Origin of the sequence: Nitrospira sp. BLG_1 (assembly GCF_047338595.1) — a bacterium.
In the GTDB taxonomy this organism is placed as follows: Bacteria; Nitrospirota; Nitrospiria; order Nitrospirales; family Nitrospiraceae; genus Nitrospira_D.
On sequence record NZ_JBLFBO010000022.1, the window covers coordinates 1 to 16,256 of the forward strand.

A 16,256-nucleotide genomic window follows, 5' to 3' on the forward strand; every position below is an offset into this window, starting at 1 on the left:
GAGGAGGGGGTAAGTGCATATGCCGACTGGAGCCTTCGAGATCGTCGTGGCGTGGTACTTCGCAGCGGTGCTCGGGGGCCAACTCACCATCGTGGGTCCATTCAGCACCGACAGCCAGTGTGAGCGCACCCACCTCTGGGCGACGAAGACCGCGAGGGCGGTGGTGAGTGATTGTTTCTATGGTCCAGCGATTTCGGTGACGAGGAAGCCAACGGATGGGGGTGGACGATGACGATGGAGGAGGCGTTGAGGGTTCTGGGGGAAGTCACTTACAAACCTGGATATAAGCTTGTCTACGAACAAAGGGGCGAACACCGTATCGAGCTTGAGTTGCATATCAATAAACTAAAAGACGCGGACAAATGGAGCCTCTTTCCTCGCCTGAAATGGTGGAATCGGCCAACTGTTAATATCCACTTCCATGGCTGTGTGATCGATGCACGGAACTACTCGTGGCCTGGGGGTCTCCTTCATCACGTCGTCGATTTCCTCGATCGCTGGGAGCGCCACGAGACGAGAGAATGGTTCAGGTGGGAAGGGGCGAAGGTATTCGACCTACACAAGGAGGAGCATAGCAATGGATAAGGGATTCCCATGGGAGGACTACTTACAGGTCACGCGAGAGGCCATTGCGATCATCAAGGACCGAGATGAGAAAGGCCGCAATGAGGAAACCTCCTTCTACGCTGGGTTCCCACATGGTTCGCGTGATGTAAGCTTCGAATTGAAGCGACGGGTGGCGAGAATCTTGGGTGCCGAACGAAGGGGCATGTTGACGGTCGCACGAGGGGATGCCATCGATCTCCTCAACTACGCCGCGTTCTATGTGATGATGCTGGATCGGGAGATGAATGTGCCAGTGGGGGAGGCCAGCGCGAGGATAGAAACATTCCCTGGGGATGCAACTGACGTGCCATCTCGTCTGGGGGCAACTCCATGGACCGGCCTCCGCACATCATGAATCCCTACCTCGCCGCCTACCTTGCCTCGATCGTGGGGCTCGTGACATACTGGGTGGTGTATCCACTTCTGCTCTGGAGGGAGAGATCGAGATGGCGATAGAGAACTCGCAAGACTATGCAGCGATGGCCTCCCAGGTTGGGAAGCTTCAATCCATGCTCGAAGCGATGCAGGAGGAGCATCTTCGCCTCCTCTCAGTCATCACCCACGCCCTCGGTGGAGAGCTTCGTGTGAGGGAGACAGACTTCCTCGACGCATTGGGCGTCACGCTCTATTCACAGATTGACCCCGCCACAGGGGATCTCGTCTACCTCACCCGCCACGAGGGCCTCCCCAATGCCTGACATCGTCCTCTCCACTCGCGATCGGCGCATTGCGACTCTGGCAGCCATGCGCCTACCGATCGAGGAAATCGCCAAGGAAACCGCCCTCTCCGTTCGCGTCGTCTCCAAGGTCCTCTCCATGCCCGAGACCGTGGACTACATCCTCTCCCTCCGCAACCGTGCCATGCCGGAGATCCCAGAGACCCAAGCTGATACACTTTCGCATATCGAATCTGACACCCTGAATACATTTAATCGTCTCAAGGCCCTCCGCGAGCAAGACGGGGATCTCAAAGTGTCCCTTGGAGCCTGCCGAGAACTCTGGGGTGTCCAGGTCCCCAAACGCACAACCCACGATGAGACCCACGTCACAAAGATCATCATCGAGCGCCGCGACATGGACCGCATCACGGCTGTCCGCGCTGAGGTCAAACAAATCGCGGCCCGCGCACAGGAGGAGCATGGCACTACGGAGGAGGGAGCTTCCACCGATCGAGGAGTCATCGACACCGTCGCCATCACCCAACCTGGCCCCGAGTGAGATCGTCGTTGAGACCAAAACAGGCCGCGTGCGTCAGGCCGGGGCGGACATGGAAGGCCCGGCGGTCCTCGAATTCAAGCGCGAGTGTGAGCGGGATCTGTATGCCTTCACGAAGGGCATCCTCAAGCGAGATCTCCTCTCCCCCACTCTCCACTCCTGGTTCTGTGCCTCGCTGACGAAATCGCCCCCGTACCGCAAGCAACGCCTGATGCCCCGAGGACATCTCAAGTCGAGTATCGTCTCCGAAGCCATGCCCGTCCACATGCTGATCCAGCCAGACCCAGAGGACGGCGAGAACATCTATTGGCCCGGTATTTTGGGTTCCGACATGCGGATCTTGCTGGCCGGTGAGACTCAGAACCTCATGTCCGCCCACCTTCGCTGGATCGAGAATCAATTCGAGTCGAACAAGCTCCTCCGTGGCCTCTGGCCCCATCGTTGCTGGGACAACCCCCGCAAAGAAAGCAAGAAATGGAACGAAGTCGAGATGCTCATCCCTCGCCGCAACGACTACGCGGACCCGAGCATCCGTGTGATCGGTGTGGGGGGAGCCATCACCGGAGCCCACCCGAACGTGCTCATCAAGGATGACCTAATCTCGATCGAGGCCGCGAACTCCCCCACCGTCATGCAATCCGCCTACGAATGGCATATCGCCTCCCGCGCTCTGCTCGCCCCGAACGAGGATCGTGGCCTGGAGTACATCATCGGCACGCGCTGGGCGGTGGGCGACATCTACGACCAAATCGCAACTGGCGATCCCTCCGTCGAATGCCTCACCCGCTCGATCGTCGAGGATGGTGTCCCCATCTGGCCTGAGCACATCACGCTCGCCCACGTGGCCGAACTCCGCAAGGCCCACAAGAACATGTTCTATCTCTGGTACATGAACAATGCCGGGGACCCCGAACTCACCGACTTCCCTGAGGAGGAGCTGCGGTACTATACGGTCCAGGGCGACGTGCTGGTAATCGAGGAGGATGACCGCGACCTTGCCCTCCGCACCCGCGATCAAGTCCCCGACACCCCAGCCCCCGACGGCCTCCGTGGCGTGCCGATGACCCCCGAAGTCTATGCGATGCAGTTGGCCGAAGAGCGATTGTCGATGCATCTCCGGGTCCGCTGATGAGATACGGTGAAGTTGTCTCAAATGATGATTGCCCACGCATCCATGTGTACCCAGTTTGCCAGGAGGAATACCACTGCCTCTCTCCTGTATGTCCCTGCGAACCTGAATTATCTTATGAGGACCCGACGACTGGTGGGGAGGTATGGGTCCATCATGTGTGGAATTAGATAGATCATGCCCACCACCCTCAAACTCTCCGACCTTGACATCTACGCCTTCCTCGACCCCGCCGGTCGCAAGAAGGCCCAGGACGTCAAAAAGGTCCGCGCCCGCTCCGCCATCGTCATCATCGGGGCCGATCCCCTCCGCCGCATCCTCGTCCTCGACACCTGGGCACGCAAGGCCTCTGCCATCACCACCATGGAGGAGGTGTTCAAACTCAACGAGAAATGGCACCCCAAGGTCTTCGGCTGCGAAGCGAACGCGATGCAGGAACTCTACGCTGAAATGCTCCAGCTTGAAGCCTCCCGCCGAAAGGTCAGTCTCCCGCTCGTCCCCGTCCCCCAGCCCACCAACATCCAAAAGGAGTTTCGCATCCGCACGACGCTCAACCCTGTCGTCGGCTATGGCCGTCTCTTCCTCCACGAAACCCAGCTCGACCTCCATCGCGAAATCGTCTCCTTCCCCATGCTGGCCCTCATGGACCTCGTCGATGCGCTCGCCTCAGCCGTGGCGCTTGTGCCCCCCAAATCTCCCCCCGCCGCCAACCGCTCAGAGCGCGAGGCCATCGCGGCCCACCTCAGGGATCAAGGCGTCGCCCCCCACCTCATCGCGGCCCGCATGCAAGAGTTTGACCGCACTGGGAAGTAAGTGCTATCCTAGGCACACATCTTGCTTCACTGCTCATAGGAGGTCCCCATGGCTGCTCCCGACAAAGAAGGTCTTGATCGTGCCAAGTCCCGCGAAGACAATTCCAACCGCCCCGGCATGTCCGGCTCGCCGTGGGACAAGAAAACTGGCCCAGCCGTGGGTCGAGCCTCCGGCAACGCCACGAGCGGCGGCGGGATCAATGGCAAGGCTCGGGGCCTCGGTAAATAACCACCCCTGCTGGCCCCTCGACCCTCCGGGGGGCCATCGGTCTCTCTAATGCCTCATGGCCTTTGGCACACTGGGTACTGGCGGAATTCACTTCCTCCGAAATGGGATACCGACATTCCTCTGGGGTCCCACCTATTTTGACGTTCTCGACTGGCACCTGAGCGACATCACCACTGCGGTGAGCTACGGCGCGAACGTCTTCCGCATCATCCTCGACAAGCAGTTCGCCCCCGATGGCCCCAGTGGAGCCCAGTCGATCTTCAACTCCAACGGATCAATCAAGACGACCGAAACGAACATCGTCCACAACTTCATCAATGCCTGCAACACGAACAACGCGGCGGTGGAGATCATCATCCTCGTTGCGGATGGCATCCCCAACTCCGCAAGCTGGCTCACCACGGCGACGGCTCGTGCCAACGCCGTCACCAACGCCACGAATGCCTTCAAGACCCACACCAACGTCATGTTCGATGTGGCAAATGAGTACACCTACGGTACGGCATTCAACAACGTCACAACCGAACTCCAGCCCCTCCTCAACGCGGCCTTCGCAGCCTACTCCACCGGCATCATCGGCGCATCGGGTGGTGGTGGCCTTCGTGGTCAAGTCCCAGACGGCTACTGGATCGAGTACGACACTGAGAACCTCCTCACACCCGCGATTGATGCCTACGTGGCGACAGGGGCCAGCTTCGGTGCCCCCCACAACTGCCGAGACCGTCAATGGCCGTCCAAGTGCCAATCCCGCGCCACAGCGATCCGCGCCTACCTCGACAGCATCGGATACAACAAGCCGCTCTACTTCAGCGAAGAGGGCCGCGTCGGGAGCACAGAAGATGGCGATCCTTCGGCTGCCGAACTTGTCCAGGCTGTCGTGGGGTCTCGCGATGGAGGCTGCGCGGGTTACATCTTCCATTCCGGTGCCTCATTCGATCTGTCCGCCTTCACCATGTTCGACCAATTCACACCCGACGAACTCGCGGCATTCAGTAATATTCAGGAGGCCCTCGGCCCCGCACCCGATATCACGCCCCCAAGCCCGCCAACCGGCATCATGGTGCTGTGATGCCAATCGGGCTATACCGCTGCGCCCAGATCGGCACCGGCACCCCACGAGATAGCTTCCGTTGGGCCTTCTCCGACCATCTTGTCGAGAACCTCAAATCCGGTATCCGAGCGATTCAGATGGGCTACTCGGAGTATTGGTGGCTCCATGCGCCCTCCGACATGCTGGCACGAGTCGAGTCTGCTCGCGGTAGTGTTCCAGTCAGCCCCAAGTTTGACTCTGAGGCAGAACGGGATGCGTGGCTGGCAGCGGCTCCTGTACTCAGTCCCACTCTCCGCACCCAACTCCTCAACGACGGGCTCACAGTCCAGAGAATCAACTCCTCCGCCCGCATGCAGGACATCCTCAAGGAACTCATGTGGCTCAAGGGGGTCACACGCTGATGGCATCCTCATCCGACAATTTCAACCGAGCCGATGAGAACCCGATCAGCGACGGGGGCAATTGGACCCCCGGCCCAGGAGCCTCAGACAACGTCCAAGTCGTCACCAATCGAGCGCGTCTTTCGACCGTTGCCACTGAGGGCACTGCACGTCGAGTCTCACCCTCCTTCGCGGCAGCCCAGTATGCCCAATGCACCGTCACGACTCGCACGGACACCAACGACTACGCTGGCCCCGCTGTCCGCATTGCCTCGACGACCGACGCGGATCAATACTTCCTTCGTCCAGCCTATCTCGATACCACCTTCAACATCCGGCGCGTCGATGACACCGGCACCCTCGCAGGCACAACCCTCGGGGCCGCGTTCGGTACCTTCGCGGTCAACGATGTCCTTCGCCTCGACATGGTGGGCACCCTTCTCATTGCCAAGCAGAACGGCACCATCCTCGCCACCCGCGTAGACGCGACGTACTCCTCCGGCCAACCTGGCTTCCACATCTGGGCCCAGGACAACGTCAACAACGCCGAGATCGACGATTGGTCCGCCGCCGACATCCTCACGACGCGGCTCTACCTCCCCGCCAGCGGAGCCTCCCCCATCAACTTCTCATTCGCGGCTGGGTGGGAGAAGACCAGTGAGGCTGATCGAATCCAGTCCTACCACGAGAAAACCAGCACCGCGATGGCGAACAAGACGTGCTCGGAGAACGTCGCCACGAACCCCTACGACGTGCTCGCTCGCCAGTACGCCTATGGCCCGCTCGCCGCCCAGACCATCTCCGGCACTGTACGCGGTATCATCCGCACGCTCGAATCCAACGGAGCCGCTGACTTCCGTGCCCAGCTCGTCATCAAGATCATGGACGACGACGGCACCACTGTTCGAGGCACACTGCTCGACTTCGACACCTCCGCCCTGACGAGTGAATTCCCCTCCGCCACCGCCGCGTCTCGCATGTTCCCCGTCGCCTGGACGAACGTGGTCCTGACGAGCCAAACTGCGCAGGCGGGAGATTACCTAGTTATCGAAATCGGCATCCGCTCCCACAACGGAGCCACGACTAACCGCACCGCCACCTTCCGCCTCGGCGACACCGGCAGCGATCGCACCGAGGACGAAACGGCGACGGACGATAATGCCCCCTGGATCGAATTCGACTCGAAGCTGATCCTCCAAACCCTCGCCCCCAGCATCGGCGAGACAACGATCCCCATCACCGAGGACCACCGGGCGCATATCCTCTTGCAGCCCCAAGTTGGGGATACCGTCACGATCGAAGAAGGCGTCACGGTCGAGATCGCCTCTACTGTCTCCCCCATCAGCGTCAGTGTCTTCGATACAGTGACGATTGAGGAGAGTCAGCGTGTCCACATCCTCCTCCAGCCACAGGTCTTCGATGCCTCGACTGTCGAGGAATTCTCAGCGGTCAACTTCCACATCGAGCCACAAGCAGGGGACACGACCACCGTAGAGGAATCCTCCACCGTCCTCCTTACCTCCCTCAATCCAGAGGTCGCTGATGCCCTAACCATCGCCGAGGACCAGATCCTCAACCTGCTCGTCTTCCCTCAGCAGGGTGACACCGTCACGACCCAGGAAGGTGTCAACGTCCATGTGCTCCTCCAGCCCCAACTCGGCGACGATATTTCGGCTACCGAAGCACAGACGCTCAACCTCCTCGTCCAACCTGCCCCCTTCGACACCCTTACCATCGATGAATCGAGCACGACGTTCCTCCCCTTCCTAGTTCCTTCAGTGTTCGATGCCATCACCGTCACCGAAGCCTCCTTCATCGGGCTCGTCATCCAGGCTGAAGAGATTGTCACAGTCACCGACGCCACCACTACGCACCTCCTCTCCTTCATCTTCTTGGAGAATCAGGTCTTCCTCGATGAGCATATTGACGTCAGGTTCCGTCTGGAGATCTCCGTCTCAGACTCCCTCACTGTCGCGGAGGCCACCACCCTGATCTTCCCCGTCTATCTCTTCGCCTCGGCATCAAGCGACGTGGCGATAGGGGAATCTTCCTCCGTCGCGATCTCCGAACCCCTCCTCCCCATTTCGGCGAACGACACAATCACGATCACCGAATTCCTCAATCTGATGTTCCCATTGAACAATCCTATCGAGGACACTATACTGGTGGAGGACTTCGCTGGCATCGAAATTGCAGGGGGCACCCTGGAAATCATCGCTCACGACGACATCGGCGCACTTACCTCGGTCGGACGCCTCCCGGCGCTGACCCTGATCGAATAGGAGGCTCCCATGGGTGGCTTTGTTGCAGACTTACCGAATCTCGTCATCGCCAGCGGTCAAACAAATTCCAACGCTATCAGCGGAGCCGAGGACGCCGAGGCCCTCACCTTCTATGCCCCCTCTGCCCTCACCGGCACCATCACGCTCCAAGTTGCCAAAGAACGTGCAGTCTCCGAGGGCGGCACCGCCGCGAGCGTCACTTGGCACACGAAGCAATCAGGCGGGGCCGACATCACGATCCCAGCAGGCAAGTCCATCACCATCACCGACATCGGATTTCGCCAGTTCCGCCTCGTCTCTGGCAGTGCTGAGGGTGCTGATCGAACCTTCAAAGTGACGAAACAAGTCTACCCGCGAGCCTAAAGGCGATTTCAATGGCGTGGCCGAACGAACCAGCAGGCTCAACAGTCATCAGCGATTGGGGATTTAACACCTGTAATGGTGGGGGATGGTTTGGTGACTGTGCCGGAATTGTCAACGATGCCGGTGCTCCAATAAGCCCTCCCCAAACAATGCGATTTCGTTACGATCCCGCAACCGGATTCGGGGGTGGGGAACTTTGGACGATCATCAATGCGCGTGAGTTCTACCTGAGCTTCTTCCACAAGCTGTCCGATCCATTCGAGGGAGCAGGGAACGGCTCCAACAAGGTCATCTTTTCGTTCACGGATGATTCGATTGCTTGGTATCTGAAATGGCAGGGGGAACAAGGCTCAGGCCAGTTCTTTCCATCGTTTTTTTGGACGACGGCAGAACCGCAGAATGATACGTACCTGGATAATTGCCATATCACGGAAAACTTCTATGTCGCCGACCCCGATTTTCCATGCCTCCTGCGTCAATGGAATGCCCCCACTCCAGTCCCGCTAGGGGTCTGGTTTCAGTTCGAGATGCACTACAAGGCGAGTAGCACAGTCAGCAACCGGGACGGCTTCGTGCGCTATTGGCTGGATGGTTCGCTTATCCTCAACCTCAACAATCTCAATACCCCAGATGCCAATGTGAGCCAACTCTTTTTTACACCAACTTGGACCCCCCCAATTGACAGGTCGAATCCAGACGAAATGTGGTGGGACCATGTCCGTGTGAGTCTTCCTACTGGATCACCTGACACGACACCCCCAAATCCCCCAACTGGGATCACGGTGACATAGCACATGCCTGCCACCGTCGCCAACGTCACGAACTTCACCGACAACTCCTTCAGTTCAACGGTCAGCTTTTCTCACACGTCGAGTGGCTCGAATCCCTGTCTCGTTGTACAAGTACGCTATGCTCATGCGGGCCCATCGAGTAATACGGTTACTGTTTCTGGTGTAACCTTCAATGGTGCGGGCCTCGCACTTCTTTCTGGTACATATGCTGTTGTCGAGGATATAGGTGGAGGAGGGGTGTTTCTCGCAACAGAGTCGTGGGGAGTTTTGAACCCGAGCATAGGGACTTTTACACTACAGGTATCATTTACAAATGCCTGTCTTGAGTGTGCAATAACGGCCTATACACTTAACGGTGTAGATGGTACTACCCCAGTTGGAACAGGGGCAAATGCGACAGGCAGTACAGCAACGGCGACTGTTGACGCCTCTAGTGAAACTGATGCCATAGTAATTGACGGTGTCGTCGCTCCTGGTGCCGCTAGCTCCATATCAGTTGGAGCTGGTCAAACTGAGCGTCAAAACACATTCATCGGCGGATACGGAATCTATGGCTCCAGTAATGAGGCGGGAGCTACAACTGTTACAATGTCCTGGGATCTCGGGGCCTCTGACGACTGGGTGATATCGGCAGTCTCCGTCAACCCTGTCTCGGCTCCCCCTGCTACACTCACCATCTCCGTCTCCGACAGCATCGTCGTCCCCGATGTCATCGTCGTTGAATCCGTCCAGCGCCTCCTCGTCTCGGCCTCTGATACAGTGACGGTGACTGAATTCGTCTCAGCGGGTCGAACGCTCGGCGTCAGTCGATTCGACCTTGTGGCCGTGACGGAATTTGCGACAATCGACTTGAGCCTTCGTCGTATTACGGTTTTCGATGCTGTAGGGGTTGCTGATGCGGTTTTCTTGAGCAGCATCGCTCCCCGCGTCATCGATGTCTCTGACTCTGTCGGCGTCAACGTCGGAGCGGCACAAGTCTCTTGGACCGCCAACACTGAACCCGATCTCGCAGGCTACAAGGTCTACTACGGTACCAGTTCAGGGGTCTACACCACAGTCATCGACGTGGGGCTCACGGCAACCCCAGCGACCCCAAGCCACACGATCTATAACCTGACGAAGGGCGTCACGTACTACTTCAACGTCACGGCCTACGACACGAGCAACAACGAATCCGGCTTCGGCACAGAGGTCTCCAAGCTCGTCCGTGGCCCAGTCGGGAACTGGTATCAGGTGAGTATCCTCCAGGGCTCCCTCACCAAGATCGAATCAGTGAGTGTCGCCGAGGCAGTCACGGTGAATGTCGCACCCAAACCAAGTGCGTTCGATCTCAGATCCGTCGCCGAATTTTGGCAAGTCTTCGTCGCTAATAACGGTTCTGTGGGAATCGACACCTTGACGGTCACCGAATCAGTCTCCCTCCTCCTCGCTACGGCCCCTACCTTGACTATCTCCGTCTTCGAGGCCGTCACTCTCAGCGAGTCCATCACGCTCAAGCGCCCTGAACTCCTCTCGTCCTTCGACGCTGTGACGGTGGCTGAGTCACATAGCATCGAGATCGTCTCAGGAGTTTCTGGAGCCGACGCCATCACGGTCGAGGAAGCTGTCACCATCATCTTCCCCACGAACCAGATTAGCCCATTCGACTCCCTCGCCGTCACAGAGCTTGTGAGCCTCATGCTCAACCCAGCCCAGTTCTCGGCCTTCGACCAAATCTTCATGGGAGAGGGCCACGAGGGGCGGTTCGTCGCAATTGGCACCGGCACCGGAGACGGCACAGGCCGCGTCACACAGATCGCTGGAATTTCAGGAATCACTGTGATAACGTAGGCGCATGGATCGCATGGCACGAAACCTGCATGTCCGAGTCATCAATGGCCTCCCTGGCTTCACCGTTGTCTATGAGGGTGGGAAGGAGGAGCACTTCTGCTTCTCCTCGCTTGATCAGGCGAAGGAATTCCACGCCACATTCGGTGCAGTCGTTCGGGAAGTGACCTATTCCACGTCCACCCATCCCGGCGAAGCGCTCTCCGTCAACGACACTGCTCAACTCTGTATCCAACCCCCGAAGGAGGATTAGTCATGGCTCGATCAAAGAAGGCTCATAGCATCATCCGCCCGCGAGGGTTTTTCAGGTTGAACATTGTCAAGAACGGCAAGGTGGTCGGTGACTCCGGTTGGCGCGAGAACCAGGTCACGGACCTCGGATTCTCTCACTACCTCGTTGATCTCCTCGGCCAAGGTGCCAACTCCAAGCAAATCTCCCGCATGATGCTTGGCACCGGTACAGCCCCGAACGCCACGCACAATACCCTGAACGGTGAGCTGAACACTGCGACCTACACTCGCACGACCGTCACCTTCTCCAACGTCGGCTCCAAGACAGCTCGTTTCACTGCCACCTTTGCTTCGTCCAGCTCTCATATCACTGCCGCTGTGACGTTGCAGAACATCGGGATCATCAACAACACAACCTCTGCTGGCACGATGATGGCGGGAAATACGTACAGCACCAGTCAGTGGAACACGAACCAGGATCTCAACGCGACGTACGAGATTCGCTACTCATAATCGCTGTTTCTCTCACCTCAGAAGGAGTGGACATATGTCAGTCTCTCGATCCCATCGTGGGGGGCCTCATGCCCCCCATCGTCATTGGAAGAACAAGTACGGCCAGCTTTGGCTCGACGCAGGCTGCGGCTCAGGGAAAACCCCCGGAGCCGTTGGCATGGACCGCCGCAAACTCGACGGCGTCGATGTGGTACACGATATCGAAGTCCTGCCCTGGCCCTTCCCCGACTCCCTTTTCGATCGCATCATCCTCTCCCATGTTATGGAGCACCTCAACCCCAAGCTCCATGTCGATCTGATGAACGAAATGTGGAGAGTGATGAAGCCAAAAGGTCAACTCCTCCTCGCCATGCCTTACCCAGGCTCGTTCGGCCACTGGCAGGACCCGACGCACATCAAACCCTGGAACGAAGCGACCCCACAGTACTTCGACCCCGACAAGCCCCTCTACCAAATCTATCAGCCCAAGCCGTGGAAGATCGTGGACGTGGCGATCCACCACTCAGGCAACATCGAAATCCGCATGGAGAAGCGCAATGAGAAAAAGTAAGCGGGAGAATGTGTCACTCACAAACGAATTCAACCATCCCTACATGCGTCTGCTCATGAACCCCGATGTACGAGCCCTCGCACCGAAGAAGCTCCTCATCGGTATCCCCATGACCGGCACCCTCCGTAGCGAATGGGCGATGTCGCGATGGAATCAGATCATCCCCTGCAACTGGGGGCACAGCGATTGCACGCCGATGATGCCCTCCGATAGTCCCCTCGGCTATGCAGTTCCAGAAGCTCGTAACATCGTCGTGGATCGTTTCATCAAGGAAGGCTTCGAGTGGCTCTTCTTCCTCGACCATGACGTGATCCTCCCACCCACCGGCTTCGTCAAGATCGGAGAGCTGATTCGTCAGTATGGGAAGAAGTACCCCGTCATGTGTGGACTCTACTTCGCCAAGTGCGACCCCCCTGAGCCCCTCATCTACCGAGGTCGCGGCAACGGTCACTTCACCGGCTGGAGGCTCGGGGATCATGTGATGGTGGACGGAATCCCGATGGGCTGCACCTTGATCCACCGCAGCATCATGAAGGTCATGTGGGACGATGCCCCTGAGTACGAAGTCAAAGGCATCGGTACGATCAAGCGCGTCTTCGACAACCCCGCCGGGATCTTCTTCGACCCCGAGACTGGAGCCCCCCACGGCTTCAGCGGCACCGAGGACCTGGCCTGGTGCAACCGTGTCATCACCGGCAAGTACCTCGAAAAGTCCGGCTGGAAATCCCTCGCAAAAGAACGCTACCCTTTCCTCTGCGACACCGGCTTTTTCTGCTTCCACATCACCAATGACGGACAACGCTACCCCCTCTACGTCCCCGTCCGTCATCGACCGAAAGGTAAACCACGTGGACCAAAATAGCTCCATCCCTCTCGGCTGGCCTATTCTCGCCTCCGTGCTTGACAAGATCGAAGCTATGTCAGAAGATGAGTGGCATAGATTTTGCAAGTGGAGGAGGGACCGTGCCGACACTCGAAGTCACCGTACAAGTGAAGATCGACGGGATGTCGGTTGCCGGGTTTCCCTTGAGCCGCCGAGTGACAGCGGACGAACTACAATCATTCGCGGTTGAGATTCCTGCCCACGGTTCGACTGGCGAAGGGACGATTATCCCTCTCAACTTTCTCGACAGTGTTCAGTCACTCGTCCTCACAACCGATCGTACTATCACCGTAGCCTTGAACGGTGGTCTCCCGTCACAAGGATTTGGTTGCCCCACCGTCAGCGCCGGGGGCCTCCTCATCATCCTCAACGGCGATCTCGGCAACGGCTTCGTGCAAAACACCATCAACAACCTCTCCGGTGCGACTGCCAACATTCGCGGCATCGGGGCTGGAACATGAACACCCCAGCAACCCGCCTCTCCCTCTCCCGCCACAGTGTCCACTCCCACTGTGGAACCCCTGAGCCGGGAAGCTGGGGCCCATTTCGGAGGCGACGTGGATAATCTCCTCCGTGATCTCCTCATCCGTCATGAAGGCATGCGCCTCAAACCCTACCGCGATATCGTCGGCAAGCTCACCATCGGAATCGGTCGCAACCTCACGGATGTCGGGATCTCCAAGGTTGAGGCGCTCGTCCTCCTCGCGAGCGACATCGAGCGGTGTGAGCGTGAAGCCGCGACGTTTCCATGGTTCTCCGGCCTCACCCAAATCCGTAAATATGTCATCCTCTCCATGCTTTTCAACTTGGGCCTCCCCCGCTTCCTCAAGTTCGAGAAAATGCTCCATGCCCTCAGCGGTGGGGCTTGTGAGCAAGCCGCTGTCGAGATGCTGAACAGCCAATGGTCCAAACAGGTCGGTTCCCGGGCACAGGAATTGGCCTACATGATGCGTCACAATGATTGGGTGAGGGTATGAATGAACTTCGACCGATTCTTCCAGATTTGTACTGTCGCAAGCTGGATCGTCGTCGGGATTGTCTTTTACTTCGGGGACCGAACGACCTCAGCCTTTGAGGTTAGCTCCATCCGCGAGCGCGTCTCAGTCGCCGAGCAGAAAATCGAGCAGGAGACACGTGGCTACTGGCAAGTCCAGGCTGAACTGACTCGCCGTCTTGAGCGCCTCGAAAACAAGGTCGATCAGCTCCTGACTCGTCGATAGGAGGACACCATGCCACTCTGGATGACTGCACTAATGCCTCTCGTGACGAAAGCTGTCGAAGGTTTCGTGGATCGAGCATGGACAAACAAGAAGCAGACACTCATTGGTGTGGGTACCGGCGCAGCGGTCTACGAATACCTCACCATGAAACTCCAAGAAGTCGGCTGCAACCTTGACGCGCTCTCGCTCGGCCCAATCGTCGCGGGCCTCGTCCCCGTCCTCATCGGCGCACTAGGATATGACAAGCCACGCGTTGTGGTTGCGGCAGCGACGGATAAGCAGGAGATCCCCGGCCCCCATGCGAACCCTTGAGAAATATCCGCAGCGTGAGGTGCTTAACCCCACTGCTGAACAGCTCGGCAAGTGCGGGCAGTGGGTCCAGCAAGAAGTCGAGGATGCCTACGCGGCCAAGTCTGCTCAGGAGCGCCTGTGGCAAGATCTGCTTCGTCAATATGAGGCAGTCCCCAAGAAGGCCGTCGTCAATACCCCAATCGAGAACGCCCCCAACGTCGAAGTTCCGCTCGGCGCAATCGCCTGCGACTCGATCTACGCCCAGATCATCGACCTGATTTACACTGTCAGCCCGATCATCACCTGTCGCGCTGTCAACGGCCCCCAATTCATCCGCCACGCGAAGGCCCTTCAGACCTGGGTCAACTACATGGCCCAGAATGAACTAGATCTTCGTCTCGCTGCTGAGCAGGCCATCATGGACGACTGCCAGCTTGGAACCGGAGTGTACTACATCCCATTCCAGGAGCACGTTCAGAAGGCGCACTCCTTCAAGGTCAAGTCCCGTCGCCCCGTCGTCCTGGCCCACCCCGTCGAAGACGTTATCACCCCCGGCGGCGTCATGCTCGACGTGCAGAAGATTCCTTGGATCGGCCTACGCTTCTGGCACACGCAATCGGAGCTGAATGGACGCGCAAAATATAGGAAGTGGGACATCTCGAAATGTACCCCCACTGCCTCGAAGGATTGGGTCCGCCATCGCCGCGAGACGCTCGCCCGCACGAAGGATGAGACGACTCGTCGGGTGGATATTTTCGAGATCCACTACCTCTATGCCTACTACGACATCGACGATGATGGGTTCGACGAGGATCTCCTCATCACCTGGGACCGAACCAGCAATAGCCTCCTCGAAGTCCGCTACAACCCCTACGACAAGCGCCCCATTGAAAAGATGTGCTACCAGATTCGCCCACATCTCTTCTGGGGCATCGGGATCATGGAGATGTTGCAGACCTTGCAGGAGGAGGAGACGATCCTCCACAACCAGCAGTTACTCAATGTTATCCTCGCCAACGCTCGCATCTGGAAGGCCCGCACCGGCACGGTTCCCGATAACCTCAAACTCTGGCCGAATCGTGTTGTACCCCTCGCGGACCCAGACGATCTCAAACCTGAAGCGATGGCCGACATCTACAACTCCCTCCCAGCTACTCAAGCCATGATCGACTCCCTCGCGCAGCGTCGAGTGGGGGCGAACGAACTGACACAGCCATCACAGTCTCAGACATTCGGCAATCGGACACCTGGCATCACAGCCCTCTCCCTCATCCAGCAAATGAACAAGCGTTTCACCCCTGCATTCGACGGCGTACGGCTGGCGACGAGCGCGGCTGTGAGACAGGCGGTGTGGCGATACAGCGAGCTGCTCAAGGATGGCGACATCGAGATCGAGGACCACATCATCAAGCGCCTAGGCCCCGAGGAAGGCCGTCTCGTCATCGAGCTTCTCATGGACCCAGAATTCGACCAGCATGTGAGCGTGGAACTCACTGCCTCCAGCGCCAGCATCAACCGAGATGCTGATCGCCAGAACGCCATCATGCTCGCGAACTTCCTCGAACCCTACTACGAAAAGATGATCCAACTCGTGGCGATGATCTCCAATCCCCAAGTCCCCGAACAGGTTCGCACCGTCGCGCTCAAATCCTCTCAGGCGCTCGGGGAACTCCTCGATCGCACCTTACGCACGTTCGACCAGACCCGCGACCCCGCGACCTTCATCGTGGACATCGCCCCCGAGATTCAGCAGGCGCAGGAGCAGGCCGATCAGATACAGCAGGCTCAAGCCATGATGACATTCCTCCCCATGCTCATGGAGGGAGCCAACCCCGCACAGCAACCCACTGGCAATGTCGAACCTGGACAGGCATAGATATTGC

22 protein-coding genes are annotated in these 16,256 nt (G+C 58.3%); all 22 read left to right on the forward strand.

Annotated features, from left to right (window positions below; translation table 11 throughout):
* Nucleotides 1-13: 13 nt before the first annotated feature.
* The 22 genes from ACMTNU_RS14250 (at nucleotide 14) to ACMTNU_RS14355 (ending at nucleotide 16,249) form a co-directional block, all read left to right on the forward strand.
* Nucleotides 14-232: a hypothetical protein gene (locus tag ACMTNU_RS14250; protein ID WP_413935930.1), complete on the forward strand. Its 219-nt coding sequence runs from the start codon at nucleotides 14-16 to the stop codon at nucleotides 230-232.
* 345 nt (nucleotides 233-577) lie between these two features.
* Entirely contained in the window at nucleotides 578-961 is a 384-nt protein-coding gene (locus tag ACMTNU_RS14255) for a hypothetical protein (protein WP_413935931.1), read from the forward strand.
* 91 nt (nucleotides 962-1,052) lie between these two features.
* The gene (locus ACMTNU_RS14260) at nucleotides 1,053-1,304 is read left to right on the forward strand and encodes a hypothetical protein (RefSeq protein ID WP_413935932.1); all 252 of its coding nucleotides are present in this window, start codon (nucleotides 1,053-1,055) and stop codon (nucleotides 1,302-1,304) included.
* Nucleotides 1,297-1,824: a hypothetical protein gene (locus tag ACMTNU_RS14265; protein WP_413935933.1), complete on the forward strand. Its 528-nt coding sequence runs from the start codon at nucleotides 1,297-1,299 to the stop codon at nucleotides 1,822-1,824. The genes ACMTNU_RS14260 and ACMTNU_RS14265 overlap by 8 nt, the downstream gene beginning before the upstream one ends.
* Nucleotides 1,745-2,950 (forward strand): hypothetical protein, encoded by a 1,206-nt coding sequence (locus tag ACMTNU_RS14270; RefSeq protein ID WP_413935934.1) that lies wholly within the window; start codon nucleotides 1,745-1,747, stop codon nucleotides 2,948-2,950. Before ACMTNU_RS14265 ends, ACMTNU_RS14270 begins: the two co-directional genes overlap by 80 nt.
* 177 nt (nucleotides 2,951-3,127) lie before the next feature.
* Nucleotides 3,128-3,763, forward strand: a complete 636-nt coding sequence (locus ACMTNU_RS14275; RefSeq protein ID WP_413935935.1) for a hypothetical protein — start codon at nucleotides 3,128-3,130, stop codon at nucleotides 3,761-3,763.
* Between the two features lie 48 nt (nucleotides 3,764-3,811).
* Nucleotides 3,812-3,991, forward strand: a complete 180-nt coding sequence (locus ACMTNU_RS14280; protein ID WP_413935936.1) for a hypothetical protein — start codon at nucleotides 3,812-3,814, stop codon at nucleotides 3,989-3,991.
* Nucleotides 3,992-4,046: 55 nt separating this feature from the next.
* The gene (locus ACMTNU_RS14285) at nucleotides 4,047-5,060 is read left to right on the forward strand and encodes a cellulase family glycosylhydrolase (RefSeq protein ID WP_413935937.1); all 1,014 of its coding nucleotides are present in this window, start codon (nucleotides 4,047-4,049) and stop codon (nucleotides 5,058-5,060) included.
* Nucleotides 5,060-5,443, forward strand: a complete 384-nt coding sequence (locus ACMTNU_RS14290) for a hypothetical protein (RefSeq protein ID WP_413935938.1) — start codon at nucleotides 5,060-5,062, stop codon at nucleotides 5,441-5,443. Before ACMTNU_RS14285 ends, ACMTNU_RS14290 begins: the two co-directional genes overlap by 1 nt.
* The gene (locus ACMTNU_RS14295) at nucleotides 5,443-7,704 is read left to right on the forward strand and encodes a hypothetical protein (RefSeq protein ID WP_413935939.1); all 2,262 of its coding nucleotides are present in this window, start codon (nucleotides 5,443-5,445) and stop codon (nucleotides 7,702-7,704) included. The genes ACMTNU_RS14290 and ACMTNU_RS14295 overlap by 1 nt, the downstream gene beginning before the upstream one ends.
* A 9-nt stretch (nucleotides 7,705-7,713) precedes the next feature.
* Nucleotides 7,714-8,067, forward strand: coding sequence for a hypothetical protein (locus tag ACMTNU_RS14300; RefSeq protein WP_413935940.1), 354 nt, complete (start codon nucleotides 7,714-7,716; stop codon nucleotides 8,065-8,067).
* Between the two features lie 11 nt (nucleotides 8,068-8,078).
* Nucleotides 8,079-8,858: a hypothetical protein gene (locus ACMTNU_RS14305; RefSeq protein ID WP_413935941.1), complete on the forward strand. Its 780-nt coding sequence runs from the start codon at nucleotides 8,079-8,081 to the stop codon at nucleotides 8,856-8,858.
* 588 nt (nucleotides 8,859-9,446) lie between these two features.
* Nucleotides 9,447-10,688: a fibronectin type III domain-containing protein gene (locus tag ACMTNU_RS14310; protein WP_413935942.1), complete on the forward strand. Its 1,242-nt coding sequence runs from the start codon at nucleotides 9,447-9,449 to the stop codon at nucleotides 10,686-10,688.
* 13 nt (nucleotides 10,689-10,701) lie between these two features.
* Nucleotides 10,702-10,938, forward strand: coding sequence for a hypothetical protein (locus tag ACMTNU_RS14315; protein ID WP_413935943.1), 237 nt, complete (start codon nucleotides 10,702-10,704; stop codon nucleotides 10,936-10,938).
* A gap of 2 nt (nucleotides 10,939-10,940) precedes the next feature.
* On the forward strand, nucleotides 10,941-11,429 hold the full coding sequence (locus tag ACMTNU_RS14320) for a hypothetical protein (RefSeq protein WP_413935944.1): 489 nt from the start codon (nucleotides 10,941-10,943) through the stop codon (nucleotides 11,427-11,429).
* A gap of 34 nt (nucleotides 11,430-11,463) precedes the next feature.
* Nucleotides 11,464-11,979 carry a methyltransferase domain-containing protein gene (locus ACMTNU_RS14325; RefSeq protein WP_413935945.1) on the forward strand — a complete coding sequence of 172 codons (516 nt, stop codon included), beginning with the start codon at nucleotides 11,464-11,466 and terminating at the stop codon, nucleotides 11,977-11,979.
* Nucleotides 11,966-12,841, forward strand: coding sequence for a hypothetical protein (locus ACMTNU_RS14330; RefSeq protein WP_413935946.1), 876 nt, complete (start codon nucleotides 11,966-11,968; stop codon nucleotides 12,839-12,841). The genes ACMTNU_RS14325 and ACMTNU_RS14330 overlap by 14 nt, the downstream gene beginning before the upstream one ends.
* Before the next feature lie 101 nt (nucleotides 12,842-12,942).
* A complete protein-coding gene (locus ACMTNU_RS14335) occupies nucleotides 12,943-13,323 on the forward strand; it encodes a hypothetical protein (RefSeq protein WP_413935947.1) in 381 nt (126 codons plus the stop codon).
* Nucleotides 13,324-13,419: 96 nt separating this feature from the next.
* Complete coding sequence (locus tag ACMTNU_RS14340) at nucleotides 13,420-13,839, forward strand: glycoside hydrolase family protein (RefSeq protein WP_413935948.1); 420 nt, start codon at nucleotides 13,420-13,422, stop codon at nucleotides 13,837-13,839.
* Entirely contained in the window at nucleotides 13,840-14,082 is a 243-nt protein-coding gene (locus ACMTNU_RS14345; protein ID WP_413935949.1) for a hypothetical protein, read from the forward strand.
* Between the two features lie 9 nt (nucleotides 14,083-14,091).
* Nucleotides 14,092-14,394: a hypothetical protein gene (locus tag ACMTNU_RS14350; protein WP_413935950.1), complete on the forward strand. Its 303-nt coding sequence runs from the start codon at nucleotides 14,092-14,094 to the stop codon at nucleotides 14,392-14,394.
* A complete protein-coding gene (locus ACMTNU_RS14355; RefSeq protein ID WP_413935951.1) occupies nucleotides 14,381-16,249 on the forward strand; it encodes a hypothetical protein in 1,869 nt (622 codons plus the stop codon). Before ACMTNU_RS14350 ends, ACMTNU_RS14355 begins: the two co-directional genes overlap by 14 nt.
* Nucleotides 16,250-16,256: the final 7 nt, after the last annotated feature.